The organism is Dactylosporangium sp. NPDC049140 (genome assembly GCF_040648435.1).
Genome location: NZ_JBEZDS010000036.1, coordinates 23,796 through 45,374, shown reverse-complemented (window position 1 = coordinate 45,374; position 21,579 = coordinate 23,796). Strand labels below are relative to the sequence as shown.

The 21,579-nt window shown below is 73.9% G+C and carries 20 protein-coding genes; 5 read left to right on the top strand and 15 right to left on the bottom strand.

Annotation, left to right across the window (positions count from 1 at the left end; all coding sequences use genetic code 11):
- Nucleotides 1-2: 2 nt before the first annotated feature.
- From AB0B76_RS40190 to AB0B76_RS40130, 13 genes are all read right to left on the bottom strand, one after another.
- The gene (locus AB0B76_RS40190; RefSeq protein WP_360385584.1) at nt 3-1,490 is read right to left on the bottom strand and encodes a glycoside hydrolase family 43 protein; all 1,488 of its coding nucleotides are present in this window, start codon (nt 1,488-1,490) and stop codon (nt 3-5) included.
- A complete protein-coding gene (locus AB0B76_RS40185) occupies nt 1,487-2,383 on the bottom strand; it encodes a carbohydrate ABC transporter permease (protein ID WP_360385582.1) in 897 nt (298 codons plus the stop codon). Before AB0B76_RS40185 ends, AB0B76_RS40190 begins: the two co-directional genes overlap by 4 nt.
- Nucleotides 2,380-3,285, bottom strand: coding sequence for an ABC transporter permease subunit (locus AB0B76_RS40180; protein ID WP_360385580.1), 906 nt, complete (start codon nt 3,283-3,285; stop codon nt 2,380-2,382). Before AB0B76_RS40180 ends, AB0B76_RS40185 begins: the two co-directional genes overlap by 4 nt.
- Entirely contained in the window at nt 3,282-4,952 is a 1,671-nt protein-coding gene (locus AB0B76_RS40175) for an extracellular solute-binding protein (protein WP_360385578.1), read from the bottom strand. Before AB0B76_RS40175 ends, AB0B76_RS40180 begins: the two co-directional genes overlap by 4 nt.
- Complete coding sequence (locus tag AB0B76_RS40170) at nt 4,949-6,760, bottom strand: cellulose binding domain-containing protein (RefSeq protein ID WP_360385576.1); 1,812 nt, start codon at nt 6,758-6,760, stop codon at nt 4,949-4,951. The genes AB0B76_RS40175 and AB0B76_RS40170 overlap by 4 nt, the downstream gene beginning before the upstream one ends.
- Nucleotides 6,761-6,914: 154 nt before the next feature.
- Nucleotides 6,915-8,402, bottom strand: coding sequence for a DUF6297 family protein (locus tag AB0B76_RS40165; RefSeq protein ID WP_360385574.1), 1,488 nt, complete (start codon nt 8,400-8,402; stop codon nt 6,915-6,917).
- Nucleotides 8,399-9,022: an ABC transporter ATP-binding protein gene (locus AB0B76_RS40160; protein WP_360385747.1), complete on the bottom strand. Its 624-nt coding sequence runs from the start codon at nt 9,020-9,022 to the stop codon at nt 8,399-8,401. The genes AB0B76_RS40165 and AB0B76_RS40160 overlap by 4 nt, the downstream gene beginning before the upstream one ends.
- Nucleotides 9,023-9,040: 18 nt before the next feature.
- On the bottom strand, nt 9,041-9,814 hold the full coding sequence (locus AB0B76_RS40155; RefSeq protein ID WP_360385572.1) for a hypothetical protein: 774 nt from the start codon (nt 9,812-9,814) through the stop codon (nt 9,041-9,043).
- 477 nt (nt 9,815-10,291) lie between these two features.
- Nucleotides 10,292-11,128 (bottom strand): universal stress protein, encoded by an 837-nt coding sequence (locus tag AB0B76_RS40150; RefSeq protein ID WP_360385570.1) that lies wholly within the window; start codon nt 11,126-11,128, stop codon nt 10,292-10,294.
- Nucleotide 11,129: 1 nt separating this feature from the next.
- Nucleotides 11,130-11,990 carry a slipin family protein gene (locus AB0B76_RS40145; RefSeq protein ID WP_360385568.1) on the bottom strand — a complete coding sequence of 287 codons (861 nt, stop codon included), beginning with the start codon at nt 11,988-11,990 and terminating at the stop codon, nt 11,130-11,132.
- A 64-nt stretch (nt 11,991-12,054) separates the two neighbouring features.
- A complete protein-coding gene (locus AB0B76_RS40140) occupies nt 12,055-13,341 on the bottom strand; it encodes a wax ester/triacylglycerol synthase domain-containing protein (protein WP_360385566.1) in 1,287 nt (428 codons plus the stop codon).
- Nucleotides 13,342-13,414: 73 nt separating this feature from the next.
- On the bottom strand, nt 13,415-14,623 hold the full coding sequence (locus AB0B76_RS40135; RefSeq protein ID WP_360385564.1) for a HAMP domain-containing sensor histidine kinase: 1,209 nt from the start codon (nt 14,621-14,623) through the stop codon (nt 13,415-13,417).
- Entirely contained in the window at nt 14,620-15,279 is a 660-nt protein-coding gene (locus AB0B76_RS40130; protein WP_360385562.1) for a response regulator transcription factor, read from the bottom strand. Before AB0B76_RS40130 ends, AB0B76_RS40135 begins: the two co-directional genes overlap by 4 nt.
- 98 nt (nt 15,280-15,377) lie before the next feature.
- Here AB0B76_RS40130 and AB0B76_RS40125 point away from each other — a divergent pair, with 98 nt between their 5' ends.
- From AB0B76_RS40125 to AB0B76_RS40105, 5 genes are all read left to right on the top strand, one after another.
- Complete coding sequence (locus AB0B76_RS40125) at nt 15,378-15,860, top strand: DUF2231 domain-containing protein (protein ID WP_360385560.1); 483 nt, start codon at nt 15,378-15,380, stop codon at nt 15,858-15,860.
- Between the two features lie 121 nt (nt 15,861-15,981).
- Nucleotides 15,982-16,449 carry an FMN-binding protein gene (locus AB0B76_RS40120; RefSeq protein WP_360385558.1) on the top strand — a complete coding sequence of 156 codons (468 nt, stop codon included), beginning with the start codon at nt 15,982-15,984 and terminating at the stop codon, nt 16,447-16,449.
- 45 nt (nt 16,450-16,494) lie between these two features.
- Nucleotides 16,495-19,095, top strand: coding sequence for a cation-transporting P-type ATPase (locus AB0B76_RS40115; RefSeq protein WP_360385556.1), 2,601 nt, complete (start codon nt 16,495-16,497; stop codon nt 19,093-19,095).
- Complete coding sequence (locus AB0B76_RS40110) at nt 19,092-19,517, top strand: Hsp20/alpha crystallin family protein (RefSeq protein WP_360385554.1); 426 nt, start codon at nt 19,092-19,094, stop codon at nt 19,515-19,517. Before AB0B76_RS40115 ends, AB0B76_RS40110 begins: the two co-directional genes overlap by 4 nt.
- 11 nt (nt 19,518-19,528) lie before the next feature.
- Nucleotides 19,529-19,966 (top strand): hypothetical protein, encoded by a 438-nt coding sequence (locus tag AB0B76_RS40105; protein ID WP_360385552.1) that lies wholly within the window; start codon nt 19,529-19,531, stop codon nt 19,964-19,966.
- A 69-nt stretch (nt 19,967-20,035) separates the two neighbouring features.
- Here AB0B76_RS40105 and AB0B76_RS40100 read toward each other — a convergent pair whose 3' ends face one another.
- Entirely contained in the window at nt 20,036-20,602 is a 567-nt protein-coding gene (locus AB0B76_RS40100; protein WP_360385550.1) for a hypothetical protein, read from the bottom strand.
- 48 nt (nt 20,603-20,650) lie between these two features.
- Nucleotides 20,651-21,559: a universal stress protein gene (locus AB0B76_RS40095; RefSeq protein ID WP_360385548.1), complete on the bottom strand. Its 909-nt coding sequence runs from the start codon at nt 21,557-21,559 to the stop codon at nt 20,651-20,653.
- Nucleotides 21,560-21,579: the final 20 nt, after the last annotated feature.

Below are 21,579 nucleotides of genomic sequence, written 5' to 3'. Positions count from 1 at the left end.
GGTCAGGATAGGCGCTCATACTCGAACCAGTCCGCGTGCACGGTGCCCTGGGCGGCGTACAGGCCGATGACCCGGCCCGTGAACCCGCCGGCGACCTCGGTCGACAGGTAGCGCCCGTCGAGCGTGGCGAGGGCGGCGAAGGTACCGTCGGACCACTCCACGCCGATGGTCAGGCGGTCCGGGCCGTCGCGCGGGTCGTCGAGGTCCGCCGGCGCGGCCACGTCGATCCGCAGCACGACGGGGCCGGCCGGGATCGGGCGGCTCGCCACCAGGGTGCGCAGCGGGCCGATCCGGGCGAGCACCCCGACGGTGCCGCGGGCGGCCTCGATCGCGTAGTGGTGGCGCTCGTCGAGCCGGACGGCCAGGCCGCCGCGCCCCTCCCCCGGGTCGAACCGCACCCGGACCCGGCAGGACAGGTGCTGCTGGCGCCGGCCGACGAAGGTGACCCCGAGCTCGTCGAGCGAGCCGTCGCCGGCCCGCAGGGTCAGCCAGCCGGGGCGCTCCTTGGTGGTCCACTGCTCGGCCGCGCGCCGGCGGGGCGAGACCCAGCGCGGGTGCAGCTCGGCGTCGTCGAAGTCGTCGCGGGCCGGCTCGGCGGCCTGCGGGCGCAGCGGCCAGGGCGGCGCCGGCAGCTCCAGCGGCACCTCGTCGACGACCGGCCAGCCGCCGGCCCAGCGCACCGGGGCGAGGTACGTCTCCCGGCCGAGCACGTGCCAGCCGGGGGTGCCGCCGTGCGGGCGCACCCCGAGCAGCACCATCCACCACGAGCCGTCGGGCGCCTGCACCAGGTCGGCGTGGCCGGTGTTCTGGATCGGGTGGTCGAGGCCGCGGTGGGTCGCGATCGGGTTGTCCGGGCACGGCTCGAACGGGCCGGCCGGGGTCGGGCCGCGGGCGATGGAGACCGCGTGGCCGCGCTCGGTGCCGCCCTCGGCCAGCAGGAGGTACCAGTATTCGCCGATGCGGTACAGGTGCGGCGCCTCCGGGGCCTTCGCCCCCGGCGAGCCGGACCAGATCCGGCGGGGCTCGCCCAGCACCCGCCCGCTGTGCGGGTCGAGGCGCACCTGCGAGACGCCGGCGACGGTGCAGTAGCAGGTGCCGTCGTCGTCCCAGGCGAGGTCCGGGTCGATGCCCGGCACGCCCGGCAGCGGGATCGGGTCCGACCACGGGCCGGCCGGGTCGGTGGCGGTGAACAGCAGGTTCCCGCCGCCGCTGACGTTGGTGGTGACCAGCCAGAACCGCCCGTCGTGGTGGCGCAGGGTCGGCGCGTAGACGCCGCCCGACGAGCGCGTGCCCGCCGGCAGGTGCAGCTGGGCGGGGCGGTCGAGGGCGTTGCCGATCTGCGCCCAGTGCACGAGGTCCCGGCTGTGGAAGATGGGTACGCCCGGGAAGTACTCGAAGCTGGAGCAGGCGAGGTAGTAGTCCTCACCCACCCGGCAGACGCTCGGGTCCGGATGGAACCCCGGCAGGACGGGGTTGGCGAACGACGTCATCCTTTGATTGCTCCGATCAGCATGCCCTTGACGAAGTGGCGCTGGACGAACGGGTACGCGAACAGGATCGGCACGAGGGTCAGGCTGACCACGGCCATCTGGATCGACAGCGGGGCCAGCGCCTGGTGGCCGGCGAGCTGGCCGCCGGTGATGCCGGTGCCGGGCGTCGGGTTGCCCAGCAGGGTGTACGTGTAGACGATCATCTGCAGCGGCCACTTGCCGTTGTCGGGCAGGTACAGCAGCGCGTTGAAGAACGAGTTCCAGTAGCCGACCGCGTAGAACAGCGTGATCACCGCGACCACCGGCCGGGAGATCGGCAGCACCACCGACCACAGCGTCCGCCACTCGCCCGCGCCGTCGAGGCGGGCCGAGTCGATGAGCTCCTGCGCGGTGTTCATGAAGAACCCGCGCATCACGATGATGTTGAACACCGACACCGCGCTGGGCAGGATCAGCGACCAGTAGCTGTCGTACCCGCCGAGCGCGGACACGACGATGAAGGTCGGGATGATCCCGCCGCTGAAGAACATCGTGACGATGAGCGTCATGAGCAGCGTGCGGTGCGCGAAGGAGCCGCGGCGCGACAGCCCGTAGGCGCACAGGATCGTCACGACCATCGACAGGGCGGTACCGACGGCGGTGATCAGCAGGCTCACCACCACCGAGTGCAGAATCAGCGTGTTGCCGAAGATCTGCCGGTACGACTCCAGCGTCAGGTGGTGCGGCACCAGCACCATGCCGCCGGCCACGTTTATCGACGCCTGGTCCGACAGGCTGGTGAGCACCACCGAGTACACCGGCACGACGAGCAGCGCCAGCACGACGGTGAGCGCCACGCCCTTGCCGGCCTGGCCCAGCGCGGTCGGCCGCTCCTCCCAGATCGGTCGCGTCATCGCCGGTACAACCCGTCCTCGCCGAAGCTGTGCGCGAGCCGGTTGGCGGCCAGGATCAGCGCCACCGACAGCACGCCCTTGAACAGCCCGGCCGCGGCGCCGTAGCTGAAGTTGTTGTTGACGACGCCGTAGTAGTAGGCGAAGGTGTCGAGCACCTCGGCGGCGTCGCGGCCCACCATGTCCCGCTGGATCAGCATCTGCTCGAAGCCGACCGTGAGCGCGTTGCCCAGGCGCAGGACCAGCATCAGCACGATGACGCTGCGCATGCCGGGCAGGGTGATGTGCCACATCCGCCGCCACCGCCCGGCGCCGTCGGCCGCGGCCGCCTCGTACAGGTTCGGGTCGATCGCGGCCAGCGCGGCCAGGAACACGATGATGCCCCAGCCCGCCTCCTTCCAGACCGCCTGCGCGGTGATCAGGAACTTGAACGTGTCCGGGCTGGTCATGACGTCCCACACGCCGAGGTCGTGGCGGCGCAGGAACGCGTTGAGCACGCCCGCGCCGCCGAGCATCTGCTGGAAGATCGTGACCACGAGCACCCAGGAGAAGAAGTGCGGCAGGTACACGACCGACTGGACGAACGCGCGCACCTTGCCGCTCAGGATCGAGTTGAGCAGGATCGCGAGCCCGATGGGGATCGGGAAGTACAACACCAGCTGCACGGCGCTGATGACCAGGGTGTTGCGCAGCGCCTGCCAGAACAGCGGGTCGCCGAGCAGGATCTCGAAGTTGTCCAGTCCCACCCACGGGCTGTGGGCGAAGCCGGTGTACACGCTGTAGGACTGGAACGCCATCACCGACCCGAGCATCGGCGTGTACGCGAACACGAGCAGGAGCGCGATCGCCGGCAGCGTCATGAGCACGAGCGGGCGATCGCGCCACAACCGGTTGCGCCAGTTCATTGACCGGTGCCGTACTTGTTGCGGATGTCCTCGTAGAACTTGCGCAGCTCGTCGCCGCCCTGCTTGCGCCAGGTATCCACGGCCGACTTGAACGCGTCGATCGGCTTGCGGCCGAACCGCACGTCCTTGATGGTGTCCTCGACCTGCTGCTCGATCGAGGCGTACTGGGCCGGCTCGGCGATGTTCATCCCGTAGAACAGCGGCCGCACGGCGTGCTTGACCGCGTCGGCCTGCCAGGCGGCGTAGTCCCGCACGACCTGCGTGTAGCCGTTCTTGACCAGCGTCACCTGGGGCGGGCTGACGAGGAACTGGTACCCGCCGGCGACCTCCTTCTGGCCGGTGCCGGTCAGCACCGGGTTGCCGCCGGTCATCGTGTAGTCGGTGCCCTCCGCGCCGAAGTTCACCAGGAGGTACTCCCGCGAGCCGTACGGCGCCGCGAGGTAGTTCGCGATCGCCAGGCACTCGCGCACCTGCCGCTCGGAGAGCTTCTTGTTCAGATAGCTGAACCAGCCGGCGCCGGGGCCGAGCTCGATCCCGGCCTCGCCGCCGTGGGCGGAGAACACCTTGAAGGCCTGCCGGTTGTACGCCGGGTTGGCCGCCGTGCCGCCCTTGGCGTCGTCGCCGTCCCAGCCGCCGGTCCCGCCGCCCTGGATGGCGACCTTGCCGCTCCAGAACCGCTGCTGGGACTGCTGGGTGTTGTACGCGAGCGCGTCGGGGTGCACGAAGCCGGCCTTGGCCAGCTTGGCCGCGAAGTTCAGCGCCTCGACCATGGCGTCGTTCTCGTACTGGTTGACGAGCTTGCCGCTCGCGTCGGCGGACCACCTGTTGTAGAGGCCGAACGGGAACTTGAGGTACGGCCAGAGGTCGTCGAACGCCCACCGGCCCTGGTTCGCGTTGGTCAGCGGCGCGCCGAGCGCGTACAGGTCGTCGATGTTCTTGAGGTCGGGCTTGACCCCGGCCGCGTCGAGCAGGTCCTTGCGGTGGAACAGGTACCCGCCGAAGCCGCCCGCGGTCGGGTAGCACGGCAGGCCGTAGAGCTTGCCGTTCCAGACCCCGGCCTGCCAGGCGGCGGACGGGATGTTCGCGAGGTTCGGGTACTTGGCGACGTTGCCGCCGGACAGGTACGGCGTCAGGTCCACGAAATGGTCCAGCGCCCCGCCCAGGTTGAGCTTGGCGTTGGCCCAGCTCGGGATCTGCAGCCAGTCCGGCAGGTTGCCGGAGGCGAACAGCGCCGGGATCGTGTCGACGTAGTTGTTGCCGTCGCTGGGCTGCAGCTTCAGGGTCGCGCCGAGGGCCTTGTTCACCGCGTCGTAGTAGGCGTTGCCGCTCGAGGGCGGGATGGCGCCCCACAGCGGGGTGCGGGTGGTGTACGAGCCGCCGGCGCCCGGGACGCCGCTGACGGTCTGCGCCGGGTTGGCCGGGTAGCTCAGGAAGGCCGGGTCGGAGGCGGCGCCGCCGGCCCCGGTGGCCGCGGGGATGTCCGCGGTCACCGCCTGGCTCGGGGTGTAGTTCGGCAGCGCCTTCTTCAGGTCGTCGGCGCCGGTGGTGCCGGGGCCGCTCGCCTTGGGCGCGTCGCCGCAGGCCGCGAGTAACGGGGAGGCGAGCACGGCGCCGGCGATCGCGGCCCCGCCGGCCAGCAGCCGGCGGCGGGACGGGCCCGCGCTCATGACGCGCACGCCGAGCCGTTGAGGGCGAAGCTCGCCGGGCTCGCGTCGTTCGCGGTCCACGAGCCCTGGAAGCCGAAGGAGGTGCTGCCGCCGGGCGGGATGACGGCGTTGTAGGAAGCGTTCACGGCGGTCACGGCCGCTCCGCTCTGGGTCACGGTCGCGTTCCAGGCGTTGCCGACCTTGGTGTCGCCGGGGAAGGTGTACGTCAGCCGCCAGCCGTTGATCGCGGCGGTGCCGGGGTTCGCGATGGTGACGGTGGCGACGAGGCCGCCCTGCCACTCCTGCTTGGTGTAGGTGACGCGGCAGGTGCCCGCCGGGGCGCTCGGGCTGGCGCTGGTCGACGTGCTGCGGCTCGGGGACGCACTTGGAGACGCGCTCGTCGTGCCGCTGCCCTTGTGCAGCTGGACCACGGCGATGGAGTACGCCGGAACGGTCTGGGTTGCCGCGGTACCGGCCGAGGCCGAGCCGATCGCGGTGGCGTTCTTCAGGTACGAGTACACCGTGGGCGCCCCTGCGGCCGGGGTGAAGCCCGCGTAGTTCAGGCTCACCGTGGCGTCGTTGGACGGGTCCTTGTTGATGAGCATGACGCTCACGTCGCCGTTGGCCTTCTTCACCGCGTGGGCCGACAGCAGCCCCGAGGACGAGTTCGCGCGGACCAGGGTGTCGCCGGCCCCGCCGAGCTTCTGGAGCATCTGCAGGCCGTAGTACGACGGGAACGGCGTGTTCACCGCCGGCTCGCAGGAGGCGCCGCTGGACACGATGCTGCCGTCGTTGTAGTCGGTCGCGCCCTGGATCGTGGTGACCTTGCTGCAGTCGGTGCCGTTGCGCATGTTCCACCAGTCGACGTTGAACGCGCCCTGCTCCATCCAGGTCAGGTACATGTCGGGCGTGTAGAGCCCGGACGGCGAGGTGTTCAGCGCGTACTGCGAGTTGGCCTCGGTCACCGCGACGGCCAGGTTGGGCGCGAGCGACTTGAGGGTGTTCATCATGGTCGGGATCTCGGTCTGCGGCTTGGTCAGCAGCTCCGACTCGCTGGTGCTGTACGGGTAGTGATGCACGATCCCGAAGTCGATCTTCGAGCCCGCGATCGACAGCACGGTGTGGTTCCAGTCCTGGGTGTCGCCGGGGCCGACGATCCCGTCGGGCCAGGCGCCCGGCGTGGTAAGCACCGCACCGATCTTGATGGTGGGGTCGACCGCCTTCATCGCGGTGACGAACTGCAGCACGTTTGTGGCGTAGGTGGTCGCGGTGTGGCTGTCGTGCTTGTCGGTCTCCCAGGTGGCGCCGTAGAGGCCGTTGCCGTACAGCTCGTTGCCGATCTCCCAGTACTTGATGCCGTAGCCCTTGGTGACGTTGGCGTAGCGCACCCAGTCGGCCGCCTCCTGGGGCGTGCCGGAGCCGTAGTTGGCGGTGATGATCGGCTGCGCGCCGGCGGCGTGCACCATGGCCACGAACGGGTCGAACTCGGTGTTGGCCGCGACGTAGCCGCCGCCCTCGACCGTGTGCGTCTGCCAGTGGTAGCCGTCGCTGTACCCGCCGCCCGGATAGCGGACCGTCTTGACTCCCGCGCCGCTGAGCAGCGTGGACGTGGCCGCCTCGTTCATGTGCGCGTCCCAGACGGCGACGTTCATGCCGACGCCGGCGCCGTCGATGGTGCGCAGCGCCTGCCCGGCGTCGACCGACACCGTGGTGGCCGTGGCCGCCGCGGCCGGCCGCATGACGACCGCGGCGAGGCCGCCGGCGGCGAGCAGCACCGCCCCGGCCAGCGCGAGCCGGCGCGGGGCCGGTCGCACGGGAAACCCTCGCATGACGCCTCCTCAAAGACGCTTTCTGTTGCGGGCGAAATGCCCGGAAACTTTCTACGAAGCGCTTCGATACTTGCGTCGCGAGCACGAGGGGGTCAACACGACGGCCTCGTACGCCGCCATGACCAGGGAATCGGGGCGAGAAACTTTCAGAAAGTCAGGGGCGGCGAGCGGCGATGATCATCGCCGCGACCGCGCCGACCGAGAACGGCAGCTGGTTCGCCAGCGCCGCCTGCGGGTGCCGGGTCACGATCGCGAGGAGCGCCGGCCACAGCGCCAGCACGGCGACGTCGACGCCGCCGGCGAGCCACATGAGCAGGCCGGTCGGCATGGTCCCGGCCGGCGACACCAGCGGGGCGATGTCGTGGCGGACCTGGCGGCGCCGGGCCGAGCGCAGCGCCCCGGCGGCCAGGCCCGGGCCGGCGCACACGCCGAGCAGCGCCCACGGGCCGAGGCCGCCGCCGGACTGGGCGCCGACCGCGGTCATCGCGATCGTGGACCACACGGTGCACAGCACGACCGGCACCGCGACGCGGCCGGTGAACAGCTGCCCGTCGGTCAGGCCCAGCAGCCGGGCCAGGGTCGGGTCGTCGCGGTCGCGGCGGGCGTTCGCGGTGCCGGCGGCGGCCGCGACCACCCCGGCCAGCAGCCACGCGGCGGCGATCACCCAGCGCGACACCGGCAGCCCGGTCGCGAGCACCGGCACGGTCGTCAGCGCGCCGGCCAGCAGCAGCCGCACCGGGGAACGGGCCACCAGCAGCGCGTCCTGGCCGGTGACGGCGAGCCGGCCCCTCAGGCGCGGCAGGCGGTCGGGGCCGAGCCGGCGGCCGCGCCAGCGCCGCTCCTCGGCCGCGCGCGAGGCGAGGCCCGGGTCCAGGGTGACGAAGACGGCGGTGGCCGCGCCGCTGCTCTGAGCGGCGTCGGTGAGGTTGGCGAGGGTGTAGGACCTCAGGCGGTACCACAGCGGAAACGGCACCCCGAAGGCCGCGGCGGCGACGAGGACCGCCACCCAGGCGTGCCGGCCGGCGAGCAGCGGCCAGCCCCACGGGCCGGTCGCGGCGACGGCGCCGACCGGGGTGCCGGTGGCGGCGAGGACCCCGACCGCGGCGGCCGCGATCGCGAGGACCGTGGCGGCGGCGGAGAGGCGGCGGGCCGGGCGACGGCTCGCGGACTGCACGAGCGCCGCGGCCCCGACGACCAGCACCCCGCAGGCGACCGCGGCGATGAGTACCGCGCCCGCGCCGGTGGTGGACAGCGTCAGGGTGAGCAGGCCCTGCGCGAGCCCGGCCAGCAGCCCCAGCCCGAGCACCTGCGCCGCCGCCGGGGCGAGCAGCGGCCGCCGGTCCAGCGGGGCGGTGAACAGCCACTGCAGCGCGGGCGCCGACGTCGACACCGGGCCGAGCGCGGCCGCCGCCGCCAGCAGCGCCGCACACCAGGCCAGCCCGGCGGCGAGCACGACGCCCTCGCGGACCCCGGCCGGGGCCGCCGTCTGGCCACTGAGGACGGAGCGCACCTGGGCCCAGATCATGTACCCGACCATCGCCGCGAGCAGCACGAGGGTGTACACGGTCTCGAACCGGTCGGACGCGTCGCCGTGGGCCCGCTGCCGCTTGCGGATCCAGCGGCGAACGCTGCTCGAGGTCATTCTTCGTCGACCCAGTCGTGGCCGAGCTCGATGACCTCGCAGCCGGCGGTGACCGTCGGGTCGTGGGAGGCGAGCAGCGCGGCGCCGCCCCGGCCGAGGTACTCGTCGAGCAGCGCCGCGACGGTCCCCCGGCCCTCCTGGTCGAGGTGGCGCTCCGGCTCGTCGAGCAGCAGCAGCCGGCTCGGGCGGTCGAGCACCATGGCGAGCGCGAGGCGCTGGCGCTGCCCGGAGGAGAGGCTGCCCGGCGAGGCGTCGGCGAACCCGTCGACGCCGAGGCGCCCGGCGAGCTCGCCGTCGGCGAACCAGTCCGCGCCGACCGGGGCGTTGGCCAGCCGGACCAGGGTCAGATGCTCACGCGCGGACAGCCCCGGGTACCAGGCGGGCGGCTCGAGCAGCGAGGCCACGGCCCGGCGGAACCCGGCGCCGCGCTCGTCGACCGGCTCGCCGCCGACGAGCACCGTGCCGTCGGTGGGCTCGAGCAGCCCGGCCACGCAGCGCAGCACCGTGGACTTGCCGATGCCGTTGGGGCCGCGCAGGGCGACGGCCTCGCCCGCCTCGAGCGTGAGGCTCAGCTCCTCGATGACGACCCGGTCCCCGTACCCGACCTTGAGCCGGTCCATGGTCAGCACCGGCCGAGTCTACGGCCGCATGGCCCGGCGGGCGCCCTCGTAGGCCTCGGCGTCCCGCTCGACTCTGTCCTCGTCGGTGATACTGAGGACGGTGAGCGCGATCATCCGCACGCCGAGCGCCGCCACCGTGATGAAGATCAGCGTGAGCGGCGGCGCGCCGGACGCGTCGTCGACGGTCTCGGAGAGGTCGACCGTCACCTCGCCGGCCATCATGTACTGCGCCACGGTCATGGCCGCCGCCACCACCAGGATCGGCATCGCCATCGCCCACCGCTCGGTCGCCCCGGTCGCCAGCCACACCGCGACGGCGATGATCGCGGTCAGGCCGGCCGCGACCGCGACCACGTCCGGCACGTCGATCGACGTGACGTACCCGGACCGCGCCGACAGCACCGACTGCACGACCATCCCCGAGGCCAGCAGGCCGACCGTGACCCCGGCGCAGATCGTCCACAGCGTCCGCGGCCAGGCCGCGGCCACGCCGAGCACGGCGACGGCGATGAGCATCGCGCCGATGGTCAGCAAGAGACCCGGGGCGAGGTAGAACAGCACCCGGTCGTCGCGCAGGTGCACGGCGGTGGCGAGCACGAACAGCGCGTCGTCGCGCGCGGTCTCGATCAGGCCCCAGGCGGCGCCGAAGACGAGCAGCACCCGGTTGCCTGTCGAACGGCGCGCGTCGGCCATGCGAACCAGGCAGAACACGGTCAGCACGAGACCGATGCCGTTGGCGAGGAAGACTCCGAGGATGTACCACGGGCTGTAGACGACAGTGACTTCGGTCATCCTTCTCCAGTCGATACGCCACCCTCGGGCGCCGAGCTTACCGGGCTCACGGGCGCGGCCGTAGGTAGGACCGCCACCTGGCCGATCGGCCGATACGGCGAGGCCCCCGCCCCATCGCCGTCGGCCGGCCCGGAAGGGCACGATCGCCGCGGCGACGCTCGAGAACGCCACGCTCGACATCCCCGCCTGGCCGGCCGACAACCTGACCGGGCCCGCGGGCCGCATCAAGTTCACCGGCGGTGAGGCCCGGCCGCGTTCCCGGTCAACCCGGCCGTCACCGAGACCGGCGTCACGGCCGGCGAACTCGTGCTCGGCCCGGCCGCCGACGGCGTGCGGCACGGCACCCTCACCGTCCGGGTGACGTACCTGCGCGGGGCCCGGCCCGCCCTCATGCGGCTGGACTTCGCGGGCCTCGGTTCGCTGCAGCGCGAAGGGGCGGCGGCACCTGGTGCACGGCCGTCGTCTCGCCCACTGCCGTTACAACCGGTCGGCGGTCGCACGATCGTCGGGATGCACCACCGCGACGGGGCATTGGGCCTGGTGCGCCAGCGCGAACGCCGCCGGGCCGAGCACGATGCCGCTCAGGTCGTCGCGGCGGTGGGACCCCACCACGACCAGGCCGGCCGAGGCGGAGGCCCGCACGAGCGTTCGCGGCAGATCCGGCGTGTACCGCTCCTGCGTCACCACCTTGACCGCCCCGGTTTCCGGCGCCGCGGCCCGCCACTCCCCCGCCGGCAACGCTTCGTCGTCCGCGGGGCTCCAGCCGTACAGCACATGCAGCTCCACCCCGCGCAGGTGCGCCTCGTGGAACGCGAAGGCGAGCACCGGCGGGGCCGGGTGCCGGGCGTCGACGGCGACCAGCACCGGGCCGCGCGGCCGCACCGCGCCGCGGACGACCAGGACCGGGGAGCGGCCGTACATGACGATCTGACCGGCGGTCGAGCCCAGCTGCCGGTCGGCGAACCCGCCCAGCCCGCGGCGGCCGACGACCGTCAGGGCCGCCCCGCGCGAGGCGGCGAGCAGCGCGACGACCGACGGGCCGGCGGCCACCTCGGTCCGGATGGTCAGCTCCGGGTGGCGCAGCGCGGCCAGGCCGGCCGCTTCGGCCACGACATCACCGGGGTCCTCGGGCGCACGGTCCAGCGCGTGCAGGTCGTACACCGGCGGAACGGTCCAGCCGTCGGCGTGCACGATCTTCAGCGCGGCGCCGCGGCCGGCGGCCTCGGCGGCGGCGACGCCGACGGCGGTGAGTGCGCACCGTCCGCCGTCGACGCCGACGACCACATCCACCGGCCGCGCGATCGGCGCCGCCACGTCAGGTCTTGGCCGCAACGGCCGCACCGGCGCGGGGCCCGGGCACGGTCGCGGCGAGCGGGCCGGGGGCCGCGGCACGGGCGGCGGACGCCTCACGGGCAGCGGACGCCTCACGGGCCAGGAAGGAGCCGAGCTCGCCGATGGTGCTCATCAGCGGGGCCGGGAACACCACTGTCGTGTTCTTGTCCACGCCGATCTCGACCATGCTCTGCAGGTTGCGCAGCTGCAGCGCGAGCGGGTGGGCCATCATCGTGTCCGAGGCCTCCCCCAGCGCCGCCGCGGCGAGCGACTCGCCCTCGGCGTTGATGATCTTCGCGCGCTTCTCCCGCTCGGCCTCGGCCTGCCTGGCCATCGCCCGCTTCATGCTGTCGGGCAGCTGGATGTCCTTGAGCTCGACCAGCGTGACCTCCACGCCCCACTCCACGGTGATGACGTCGAGGATCTCGCGGATGTCGACGTTGATCTTGTCGGTCTCGGCGAGGGTCTCGTCCAGCGAGTGCTGGCCGACGACCTTGCGCAGTGTCGTCTGGGCGATCTGGTTGATCGCGGCGCGCACGTTCTCGATCGCCACGACGGACTTGACCGCGTCGACGACGCGGAAGTACGCGACGGCGGACACGTCGACACTGACGTTGTCGCGCGTGATGATGCCCTGCGACTGGATCGGCATCGTGACGATGCGCAGGGACACCCGGTGCATCTGGTCGATGATCGGGATCAGCAGCCGCAGCCCCGGCGCGCGCGAGCCGACGACACGGCCGAGGCGGAAGACCACGCCCCGCTCGTACTGCTTGACGATGCGGACGGACAGCACCGCGACCACGAGGATCACGGCCGCGGCGACGATGAGCACGGTGTTCATGGCCACGCTCCCTTGCGTGTTGCACCGGACCGGGCGGTGTGCGCCGGTCCCACCGATGCCAGCGTCACGCGCCGGACGACCCGGCGGCAGGGCCGAACGTCCCGACGCGCGTGCCGGACCTCAGGGTGTGCCACTCCCGCCTCATCCCGGCCAGCACGACCGGAAGGTCCGGGACACGACCGCGGTCCGCGATCGTGGTGATGACGAGCTCGCCGGCGTAGGACAGGGCGAGGAACGTGATGGTCAGGTTGCCGGCGATGGCGCCGATCGGCAGCAGGTGCAGCACCGGCAGGCCGAGAGCCCGGACCGGGTCCGGCGGCCCGGGCAGGTTGCTCTCGACCAGGTTCACCATGTGCTGGTTGCGGCTCAGGCGCCGGGCCAGACCGGCGCGGACGGCGAGCACCATGCAGTGCTGCTGGGCGATGGCCGCCTGCTCACGCTTGGCCCGGGCGGTGGCGGCCGCGACCGCGCGCAGCCGCGCCCCGCAGTCCGCCCCGTGCAGCGGCAGGCGGACGACGATGCTGCCGTTGCGGTTGCCGTACGCCGCCCGCTCGCCCGGTTCGCGCAGCGAGACGGCCACGGCGACCCGGAGCTCCACGCCCTCGACCGGCTCGCCCCGCGTCTGCAGCAGGCTGCGCAGGCCGCCGCCGATCAGGCCGAGTACCACGTCGTTGACCTTGCCGCCGGCGTGGTGCGCGACCACCTTGGCCTCGGCCAGGTCGAGCCGGATCAGGCCCAGCCGCCGCCCGGCCCCGATCGGCGCGTTCAGCGAAGTCCGCGGCGCTGATCCGGTCTGCCGCAGCGTGCGCCAGACCGCCCGCGGCGAGCGCCGCACCCCGGTTCCCCCGATCGTCCGCCGCGGCCGCCCCGCCGCATCGCGCCACGACGGGTCCAGCAGCGTACGGATGATCCGCAGCGCCGCCGTGCCGTCGCCGATGGCGTGGTGCAGTGCCACGACCAGAGCCAGCCGCCGGTCGGGCCGCCCCGTCACCACCCAGATCCGCCACAACGGCCGGGACCGGTCCAGCGGTACGGCCATGAGCCGGGCCGTCAGCCGCAGCAGCTCGGCCTCATCCCCGGGCGGCTCGACCGCGACCGGCACGACGTGGTCCTCGATGCGGAACGCGGGGGCGTCCACCCACCGCGGACGCCGGGCCGGCTGACATACGACCTGCCGCAGGCGCGGCACCGCCCGGACACCGTCGAGAATGCGGGCCCGGATGTCCGCCAGCGGCAGCCGGCCGTCCAGCACCGCCACCACACCGACGTGCATCGGGGTGTCGGGCGCCTCGACCGCCAGGCTGGTCAGGTCGAACGCGCTGAGCCGGTCGAGTGCACGGGCCGCCGCCATGCGCCCACCCTCGCCCCCGGACACGGTGCATGACAGGGCGAGCGGTCCCGTCACGGGAGGACGTTCGGCCCGCTCACCCCGACGCCGGAAGGCGGATCGTGAACGTGGCGCCGCCGCCGGGTGCACCGTCGGCCTCGATGGTGCCGCCGTGGCCGGTGACGACCTCACGGGCGAGGGCCAGGCCGAGGCCGAAGCGGCGGTGGTCGTCGTGGCCGCGCGCGAAGCGGTCGAAGAGGCGTTTCGCGTCGGCCGGGTCGAGTCCGGCGCCGTCATCGCGGACCACGACCTCCACGCGGGGCGGGGAGTCCAGCCGGCCGAGCTCGACGCTGATGTGACCGCCGTGCGGGGTGTGGCTGAGGGCGTTGTCGATCAGGGCGGTGAGGACCCGGCGCAGGGCCGCTTCCCGTCCGTGGGTGACGGATGGCCGCTCGGGGTCGGCCCGCAGCGCGATCTCGACGTGCTGGGAGCGGGCGCGCTCCTGGAAGCCGGCGACGACGGCGTCGGCCAGCACACCGAGATCGACCTCCGCGCCGGCCTCCGTGCGATCGGTCAGGTGGGTGGACAGCAGCAGGTCCTCGACGATCTCGCCGAGCTGCCGCGTCCCGGCGACGAGACGGTCGATGTCGGGCGCCATGTCCGCGGCCGCAACGCCGGCCCGCAGATCGTGCTCGAGCAGCTGGGCGCGGGTGTGCAGCTGGGCGATCGGGGTGCGCAGCTCGTGACTGGCGTCGGCGACGAAGCGGCGCTGCCGGGCCAGGGCGTCACCGAGCGGCGCGGTGGCCCGGCGGGCGAGCAGCCGGCCCGCGAGGACGGCGGCGGCGAGCCCGAGCAGCTCCGCCGGGCCGAGGGCGGCGAGCAGGCGGCGGGTCTCGGCGTGCGGCGCGGCGAGGCTGCCCACGACCTGGACGGTGGACGTCCCATGACGCTGGGTGACCAGCAGGTAGTCGCCGATCCGGCTCTGCTCGGCCGGGCCGCCGGCGCGGACCCGGTCCATCGCCGCGCGGTCGGGGAACCCCGGCGGCGCGTCGTCGGTGGCGGTGAGGGCGCCGCCGGCGTCCAGCCGGAAGATCCAGCTGCCGGCGGGCGGGTCGACGACGTCCTCCTCGGTGGCCGCCGTCTGCTGGATGGACGCGGTGAGGGCGGCCCGCTCCTCCCGGGACACCACGTAGAGCGCGACGGCGCCGACGGCGAGCAGGATCAGGGCGATCACCACCGTGTGCCGCACGGCCAGGGTGCGCCGTGCGCGGCGGACGAGCTCCTCGTCCGGATCGGGCCGGGTCACAGGCGGCCGAGCCGGTAGCCGGTGCCGCGGACGGTGGTCACCACGGCCGCGCCGAGCTTGCGGCGCAGGTAGTGCACGTACGTGTCGGCCAGCGTGTCGGTACCGGACTCCGGAAAGACCCGCGCGGCGATCTCCCGGCGGCTGAACACCCGGCTCGGGTGCTCGGCGAACAGGCGCAGCAGGTCGCTCTCGCGGCCGGACAGCGTCGTGGCCGTGCCGTCCTCGGTGTGCACCGTGCGGGTGATCAGATCGAACTCGGCGGTGCCGACGGCGATGACGTGCCCGGCCGGGGCCGGCGGCCGGCGCAGCAGCACCCGGACCCGGGCCAGCAGCTCGTCGAGGTCGAACGGCTTGACCACGTAGTCCTCGGCGCCCCCGTCGAGCCCGGCGACGCGGTCGGCGACGGTACCGAGCGCGGTGAGCATCACCACCGGGGCCTGCACGCCGCTGCGGCGCAGCCGGGCCAGCAGGTCGAGGCCCTCGATCGCCGGCAGGCCGCGGTCGAGGATCAGCAGGTCGTAGCCGCGGGTGAGGGCCCGGTGCAGTCCGGCCTGCCCGTCGCCGGCCAGATCGGTCGTGTACCCGGCGTTGCCGAACGCGCGCACGAGGAGCTCACCGAGCTCCCGGTCGTCCTCGACGACGAGCACACGGGTCACGTTGCCACTCTCACAGGCGCGGGATTGGAGAACTCGAAGAATCGGATTCCTAATCTTGCCCCGTCACTGTTCACCGGCTCTCGACGGGGATCTCGTTCATGAACACACTCAACGGCCTGCCCGCGCACGTCCTGCTCGTCCACGGCGTCGTCGTGCTCCTGCCGCTGTCGGCCCTGCTGCTCGTGCTGACCTCGGTGTGGCCCGCCGCCCGCCGCCGGCTCGCCGGTCCGAACGCCGTGCTGGCCGTGCTGGTGGTACTGCTCGTGCCGCTGACCACGGACGCCGGTGAGTGGCTGGAGCGACGCGTGCCGAGCAGCGAGCTCGTGCGCAACCACGCCGAGCTCGGCGACTCCGCGATCTTCTACGCCGTTCCGATCGCCGTGCTGGCGCTCGTCGTCTGGTGGCGCGACCGCGAGGCCCGGGTGGCCTCCGGGCGCCGGACGTACCTCGCCCCGCTGTCGGTCGCCGTGACGGGTGTGGTGGTGGTGCTCGCCCTGGTCGTCGCGGCGGCCGGCGTCTACGGCATGTACCGCATCGGCGACTCCGGGGCCAGGGCCGCCTGGACCTCCGGGCGGGGCTGAGCCGAGGGGAGTTTTCAGGCTGCCCGCAGCCGGTTCACAGGTTTCCTGCCGATGGTTGCTGTCAAGACGACACCTCGCCGCTGGACCTCGACCGAACCCTTCGCCTGGTAGGAGCCGCACCGTGCGACGCATCACCCTCTGGATACTGTCCACCCTCGCCGCGGTCGTCCTGCTGTTCAGCTACCGCACCAGCCTCGGCGCCGCGACGCCGCCCACGACCACCACGGCCGCCACCGGCGCAGGCGGCACCGGGAACACTGGCACGGCCAGCACCGGTCCCACCACCGGCGAAACCGGCACCACCACGTCGGGAAAGACCTACCAGGGCTCGGTCGCGTCCACGCGCTGGGGCGACGTCCAGGTCAGCATCACCGTCGCCGACGGCAAGATCACCGCCGTGTCCGTGCCCGTCTATCCCAACAGCAACGGCAAGGACAAGCAGATCAACGCCCGCGCCCTGCCGATCCTCACCCGGGAGACCATCAGCGCGCAGAGCGCCGACATCGACACCGTCTCCGGCGCCACCGTCACCAGCGACGGCTACATCGAGTCCCTCCAGGCCGCCCTGGACGCCGCCCACGTGGGGTGACCTTCGGCCCTGCCCGGCCGCGCCCCGGCGCGGAACAGTGGAACGATGGTCGCTTCGTCAGCAACCGCCGTCGCCGGACTGTCCACCGCCGAGGTCACCGAGCGGCAGCGCCGCTACGGCTCCAACGAACTGCCCGCCCCGCGCCCGCCCTCGGTCACCGGCCGCATCCTCACGCAGCTGCGCGATCCGCTCGTGCTGGTCCTGCTCGCCGCCGCGGTGATCACCGCGCTCCTGCGCGACCTCAGCGACCTGGCGGTCATCCTGCTCGTCATCGTGCTCAACACGACCGTCGGTGTGGTCCAGGAGATCCGCGCCGACCGCGCGGTGGCGGCGCTGCGGCGCATGGCCGCCCCGGCCGCCCGGGTCCGGCGCGACGGCGCCGATGTCACGATCCCGGCGGCGCGGCTCGTGCCGGGCGACGTCGTGCGGGTCGAGGCCGGCGACATCGTCCCGGCCGACCTGCGCCTCCTCGAGGCGGTCCGGCTCAGCGTCGACGAGGCGGCGCTGACCGGCGAGTCGGTGCCGGTGGCGCGGGACGCCGGGGAGGAGCTTTCCGCCGGTACCGTCGCCGCCACCGGACGGGCCGTCGGCGAGGTGAGCCGCACCGGCGCCGACAGCGCGCTGGGTCGCATCGCCGCCCTGGTGGCCGGGCAGCCCCGCCGCGCGACCCCGCTGCAGCGCCGCCTGGCCGGCCTCGGGCGCGTGCTGGCGTTCGCGGCCGCCGGGCTGTCCGCGGTCGTCCTCGCCGTCGGCGTCGCCCGCGGCCAGCCGCTCGGCGAGATGCTGCTGGCGGCGGTCAGCCTCACCGTGGCCGCCGTGCCGGAGTCGCTGCCGGCCGTGGTGACGCTCGCCCTCGCGCTCGGCGCCCACCGCATGGCCCGCCAGGCGGCGATCGTGCGGCGGCTGCCGGCGGTGGAGACGCTCGGCTCGGTCACCGTGCTGGCCACCGACAAGACCGGCACCCTGACCGAGGGCGTCATGGCCGTCGACCGGCTCGTGCTGCCGGACGGCACCGAGGTCACCCTGACCGGCCGCGGCTACGACCCGGAGGGTTCCGCCGAGCCCGCTGCGGGCGCGGACACGCGGCGGCTCGCCGAGGCGATGGTGCTCTGCAACGACGCCGCGCTCGCGGCGCCCGGGGCCGACCAGCCGCTGTGGCGCGCGGTCGGGGACCCGATGGAGGCCGCTCTGCTGGTCGCGGGGGCGCGCTGCGGTGTGCCGGCGGACCTGCGCGAGCGGCTCCCCCGCGTCGGCGAGGTGCCGTTCGACGCGACCCGGCGCCGGATGACCACGGTGCACCGCCATCCCGCGGGCGGACACGTGGTCGCGTGCAAGGGCGCGCCCGACGTCCTGCTCGCGCCCGGCGGACCGGTACGCATCGACGACGACGGGCGGCGCCGGGCCCTCGACGCCGCGGCCGAGCTGTCCCGGGCCGGCTACCGCGTGCTGGCCGTCGCCGGCGCCCGACGCGACGAATCCGGGGCCGAGCACGACCTCGACCTGCTCGGCCTGGTCGCGCTCGCGGACCCGGTGCGCGCGGAGACGGCCGACACCGTGGCCGCCTTCCGCGAGGCCGGCATCGAGCTCGTCCTCATCACCGGCGACCACCCGGCGACGGCCGCCGCCATCGCCGAGCGGGTCGGCCTCACCGCCGGCCCGGCCCGGGTCGCGCTCGGCGACGACGCCGCCGCCGCGGACCTGCGCACCGAGGTGTTCGCCCGCACCGGCCCGGAGCAGAAGCTCACCATCATCGGCCGCCTGCAGCACAGTGGCGCCGTCGTCGCGATGACCGGCGACGGGGTCAACGACGCGCCGGCCCTGCGCCGGGCCGACATCGGGGTCGCCATGGGCCGCGGCGGCACCGAGGCCGCGCGCCAGGCCGCCGACCTGGTCCTCGCCGACGACAACCTCGCGACCATCGGGCGGGCGGTGCGCGAGGGCCGGCGCATCTACGCCAACATCCGCCGGTTCCTGGTGTACGCGCTCTCGGGCGGCACCGCCGAGGTGCTCATCATGCTCGCCGGGCCGTGGCTCGGCCTGCCCGTACCGCTGCTGCCGGCCCAGATCCTGTGGATCAACATGAACACGCACGGCCTGCCGGGCGTCGCCCTCGGCGGCGAGCCCGCCGAGGACGGCCTCATGCACCGCCCGCCGCGCCGGCCCGGCCAGGCGATCCTGGGCGGTCTCGCGGCGCGCATCGCCATCACCGGCACGCTCATCACCGCGGCCGCCCTCGGCGCCGCGCTCCTGGCCCGGCACGCCGGCGGCCCGTGGCAGAGCGTCCTGTTCACCGTGCTCGGCCTGGCCCAGCTCGGCGTTGCCCTCGCCGTGCGCGTGCGGGGCGGCCGCGAGCGCAACTGGGGCCTGGACGCCGCCGTCGCGCTGTCGCTGGCGTTGCAGCTCGGCGCGCTCTGGCTACCGTGGCTGCGCGACCTGCTCGGCACCGAGGCGCTGAGCCTGCCGCAGTTCGCCGCGGCGGCCGGGTTCGCGGCCGTGCCGGGTCTGGTCACGCTCCTGCTGGTCCGGCGGCGGCGCGGGGCCGAACAGGCCGGACGACCTGTCGCCGGGGGTCGCACGCCCTACGCGCCGCCGGTCGCGACGGCGTGTGATGAGGGTGCAACGACGCCGGAAGGAGGCGTGAGATGAGCACGACCAGCAGGCTCTTCCCGCTGGACCTGATGCAGCTGCCGAGCACCCTGTTCGGGGTGCAGGCCGTCCGCGTCGAGGAGTACACCGACGGCGACACCTTCGTGGTGCGCGCCGAGACGCCCGGGCTCGACCCGGACAAGGACATCACGGTGTCCGTGTTCGGCAACCGGCTGCAGATCCGCGTGGAGCGCACGGAGGAGCGCGTCGACAAGGCGCACTCGGAGTTCCACTACGGCACGTTCGCCCGCGCGGTGACGCTGCCGCTGCACGCCCGCGAGGAGGGCATCACCGCCTCCTACGTGGCGGGCATTCTCGAGGTCCGGGTCCCGCTCGCCGGCACCGTGGCGCCGGGCCGGGAGATCCCGGTGACGGCGAAGCCGGCGACGAAGCCGCCGACGAGCGCCGCCAAACCGAAGTGAGGTGAGCCCTGATGATGAGGCTGACGTGGCGCGACGGTGTGGCCACCGCACTGACGGCCGTCATCCTCGCGTCCTACGCGGCGTTCGCCGCCGCGTCGCCCGCGCCCGGCTCCGGCGCGACCCGCGTCGCCGGCGCCGCCGTGCTCCTGGCCGGGATCGCGATGTGCGTCCTCGGCGCGGTCCCGGCGGCCTTCCCCCGGCCGGGCGCGGCGGTGTACGTCGCCGCCACGCTCGGGGTCGTCGCACTGCTGGCCGCTCTGGTCACCGTGGCGGGGGCGAGCGGGGCGGCGCTGGGCCTGCAGGTCTGGATCACCCTCGCGCTGTGGCTGTTCACCACCGTGCACCACGCCGTGGCCGGATCGCGCGGCGAGCCGGTCGAACCGCCGCACGCCGAGGTCCTGCTCGAACAGCACAGGGATGCGCTGCCGCCCCGCGTCGAGATCCGCTGAACCGGCGGGCGGCACAGGAAGTGGACGAGGCCGACTGGCCCCGTCCACTTCCTCGCGGTCGAGCCGGACTCACTTCAGCCAGGGCGCCCGGCTGACGAGGGGGATCCGGCTCCACCAACGACCGAGGCCCGCCGTGTCGCCGGCCCGCATCAGCGCGAGGCCGACCAGCGTGCCCGCGTAGATCAGATGGTCGTCCATGAACGGGTTGTTCGCCGGGGGCAGTACCGCGCTCCACATGAGCACGAGCAGCAGCGCGCCCGCGGTCGCGGCGATCCGCATGCCGATGCCGAGGATCAACGCGATGCCGATGCCGGCCAGGCCGATCATGAACAGCCAGTCGGCCCACGCGGCGCCCGCCATGTCGTTGTAGAGGCCCTTGAACGGTCCGGCGGCCGCGTGGCCGAGGAAGCCGCTCGTCGGGCTGCCGCCATTGATCCAGGCGGCCTGGCCGGTGGTCTCGTGGCCGAGCCCGAACAGCTTGTCCAGGAACGCCCACAGGAACACCCAGCCGAGCGCGATGCGCACGCCGGCGAACGTGTAGCGGGCGACGGTCGCCGCCGAGACGCCGGCCACCGCCTTCACCGCCGGGGTCGGACGGGAACTGGCGGAGGCACCGCCGTGTGCGAGGGTGGCCATGGTGCACGCTTCCTTTCACATCGATGACGATGGCTGACACCCTGAGCCTTACGAACGACGAGTGCCCGGCCCAGGGTCATCCGGCCTCCCCGCGGGAGCCGTTGGGCCAGGGTCGGCCCGGCGTGTGTGGCGCCGCGACGGGCGCACCACGGCCACCGGGCACGCGGCGTTGCGGACGAGGACCTCCGGCAGCCGTCCCGCCGGGCCGGGATCGGCCCGGCCCCGGTCCCACTCACCGACGACGACCAGGCCGGCCTCGACGGAGGCGTCGAGCAGCCGGGCGACCGGGTCCAGGCCGGCGAGCACGTCGATGGCGACCGGCACGTCGGCGAAGGCGGCACGCCAGCCCGCGACCGCCTCGCTGACCGCGCGCCGAGCCGTGGCGTCGTCCGGCCAGCGTCCGCCGTCGACCGGGCGTACGCAGCAGATCCGCAGGCTCGAGCCGCGCCACTGGGCCGCCGCGAACGCGTACGGCACCGCCGGCGATCCCGGGTCGGCCGGGTCGAAGCCGACCACGACCTCGCCGTGCTCGGGCAGCTGCGGACCGACGACCACCACCGGGCAGTTCGCGCCGGCCGCCACCCGCGCCGTGGTCGAGCCCGCGGGCGAGCGGCGGCCGGGGTGCAGCCCGCTGCGGCCCACCACCAGCAGGCCGGCGGACCGGGATGCGCGCAGCAGGGCAGCGGCGGGTCCGGACTCGGTCACCACGGCGCGGACATCCAGGCCCGGGTAGGCGCGCCGGAGATCCTTGCGGACCGCGTCGATGAGCGCACGCGGGGCCAGGGCGTCGTCGGCGGCGATGCCCGGCGGCAACAGCAGCGCGTAGTCGGCGACCGGCAGCCGGGCGTGCACCAGGCGCAGGGGCCGGTGCTCCGCGGCCGCCTCGGCCGCGGCGAGCCGGGCCGCCGCCAGCGAGGCGTCGGACCCGTCGACCCCGGCGACGATTCTGCTGAGCATCGCACCCCTCCTGAAGGCGG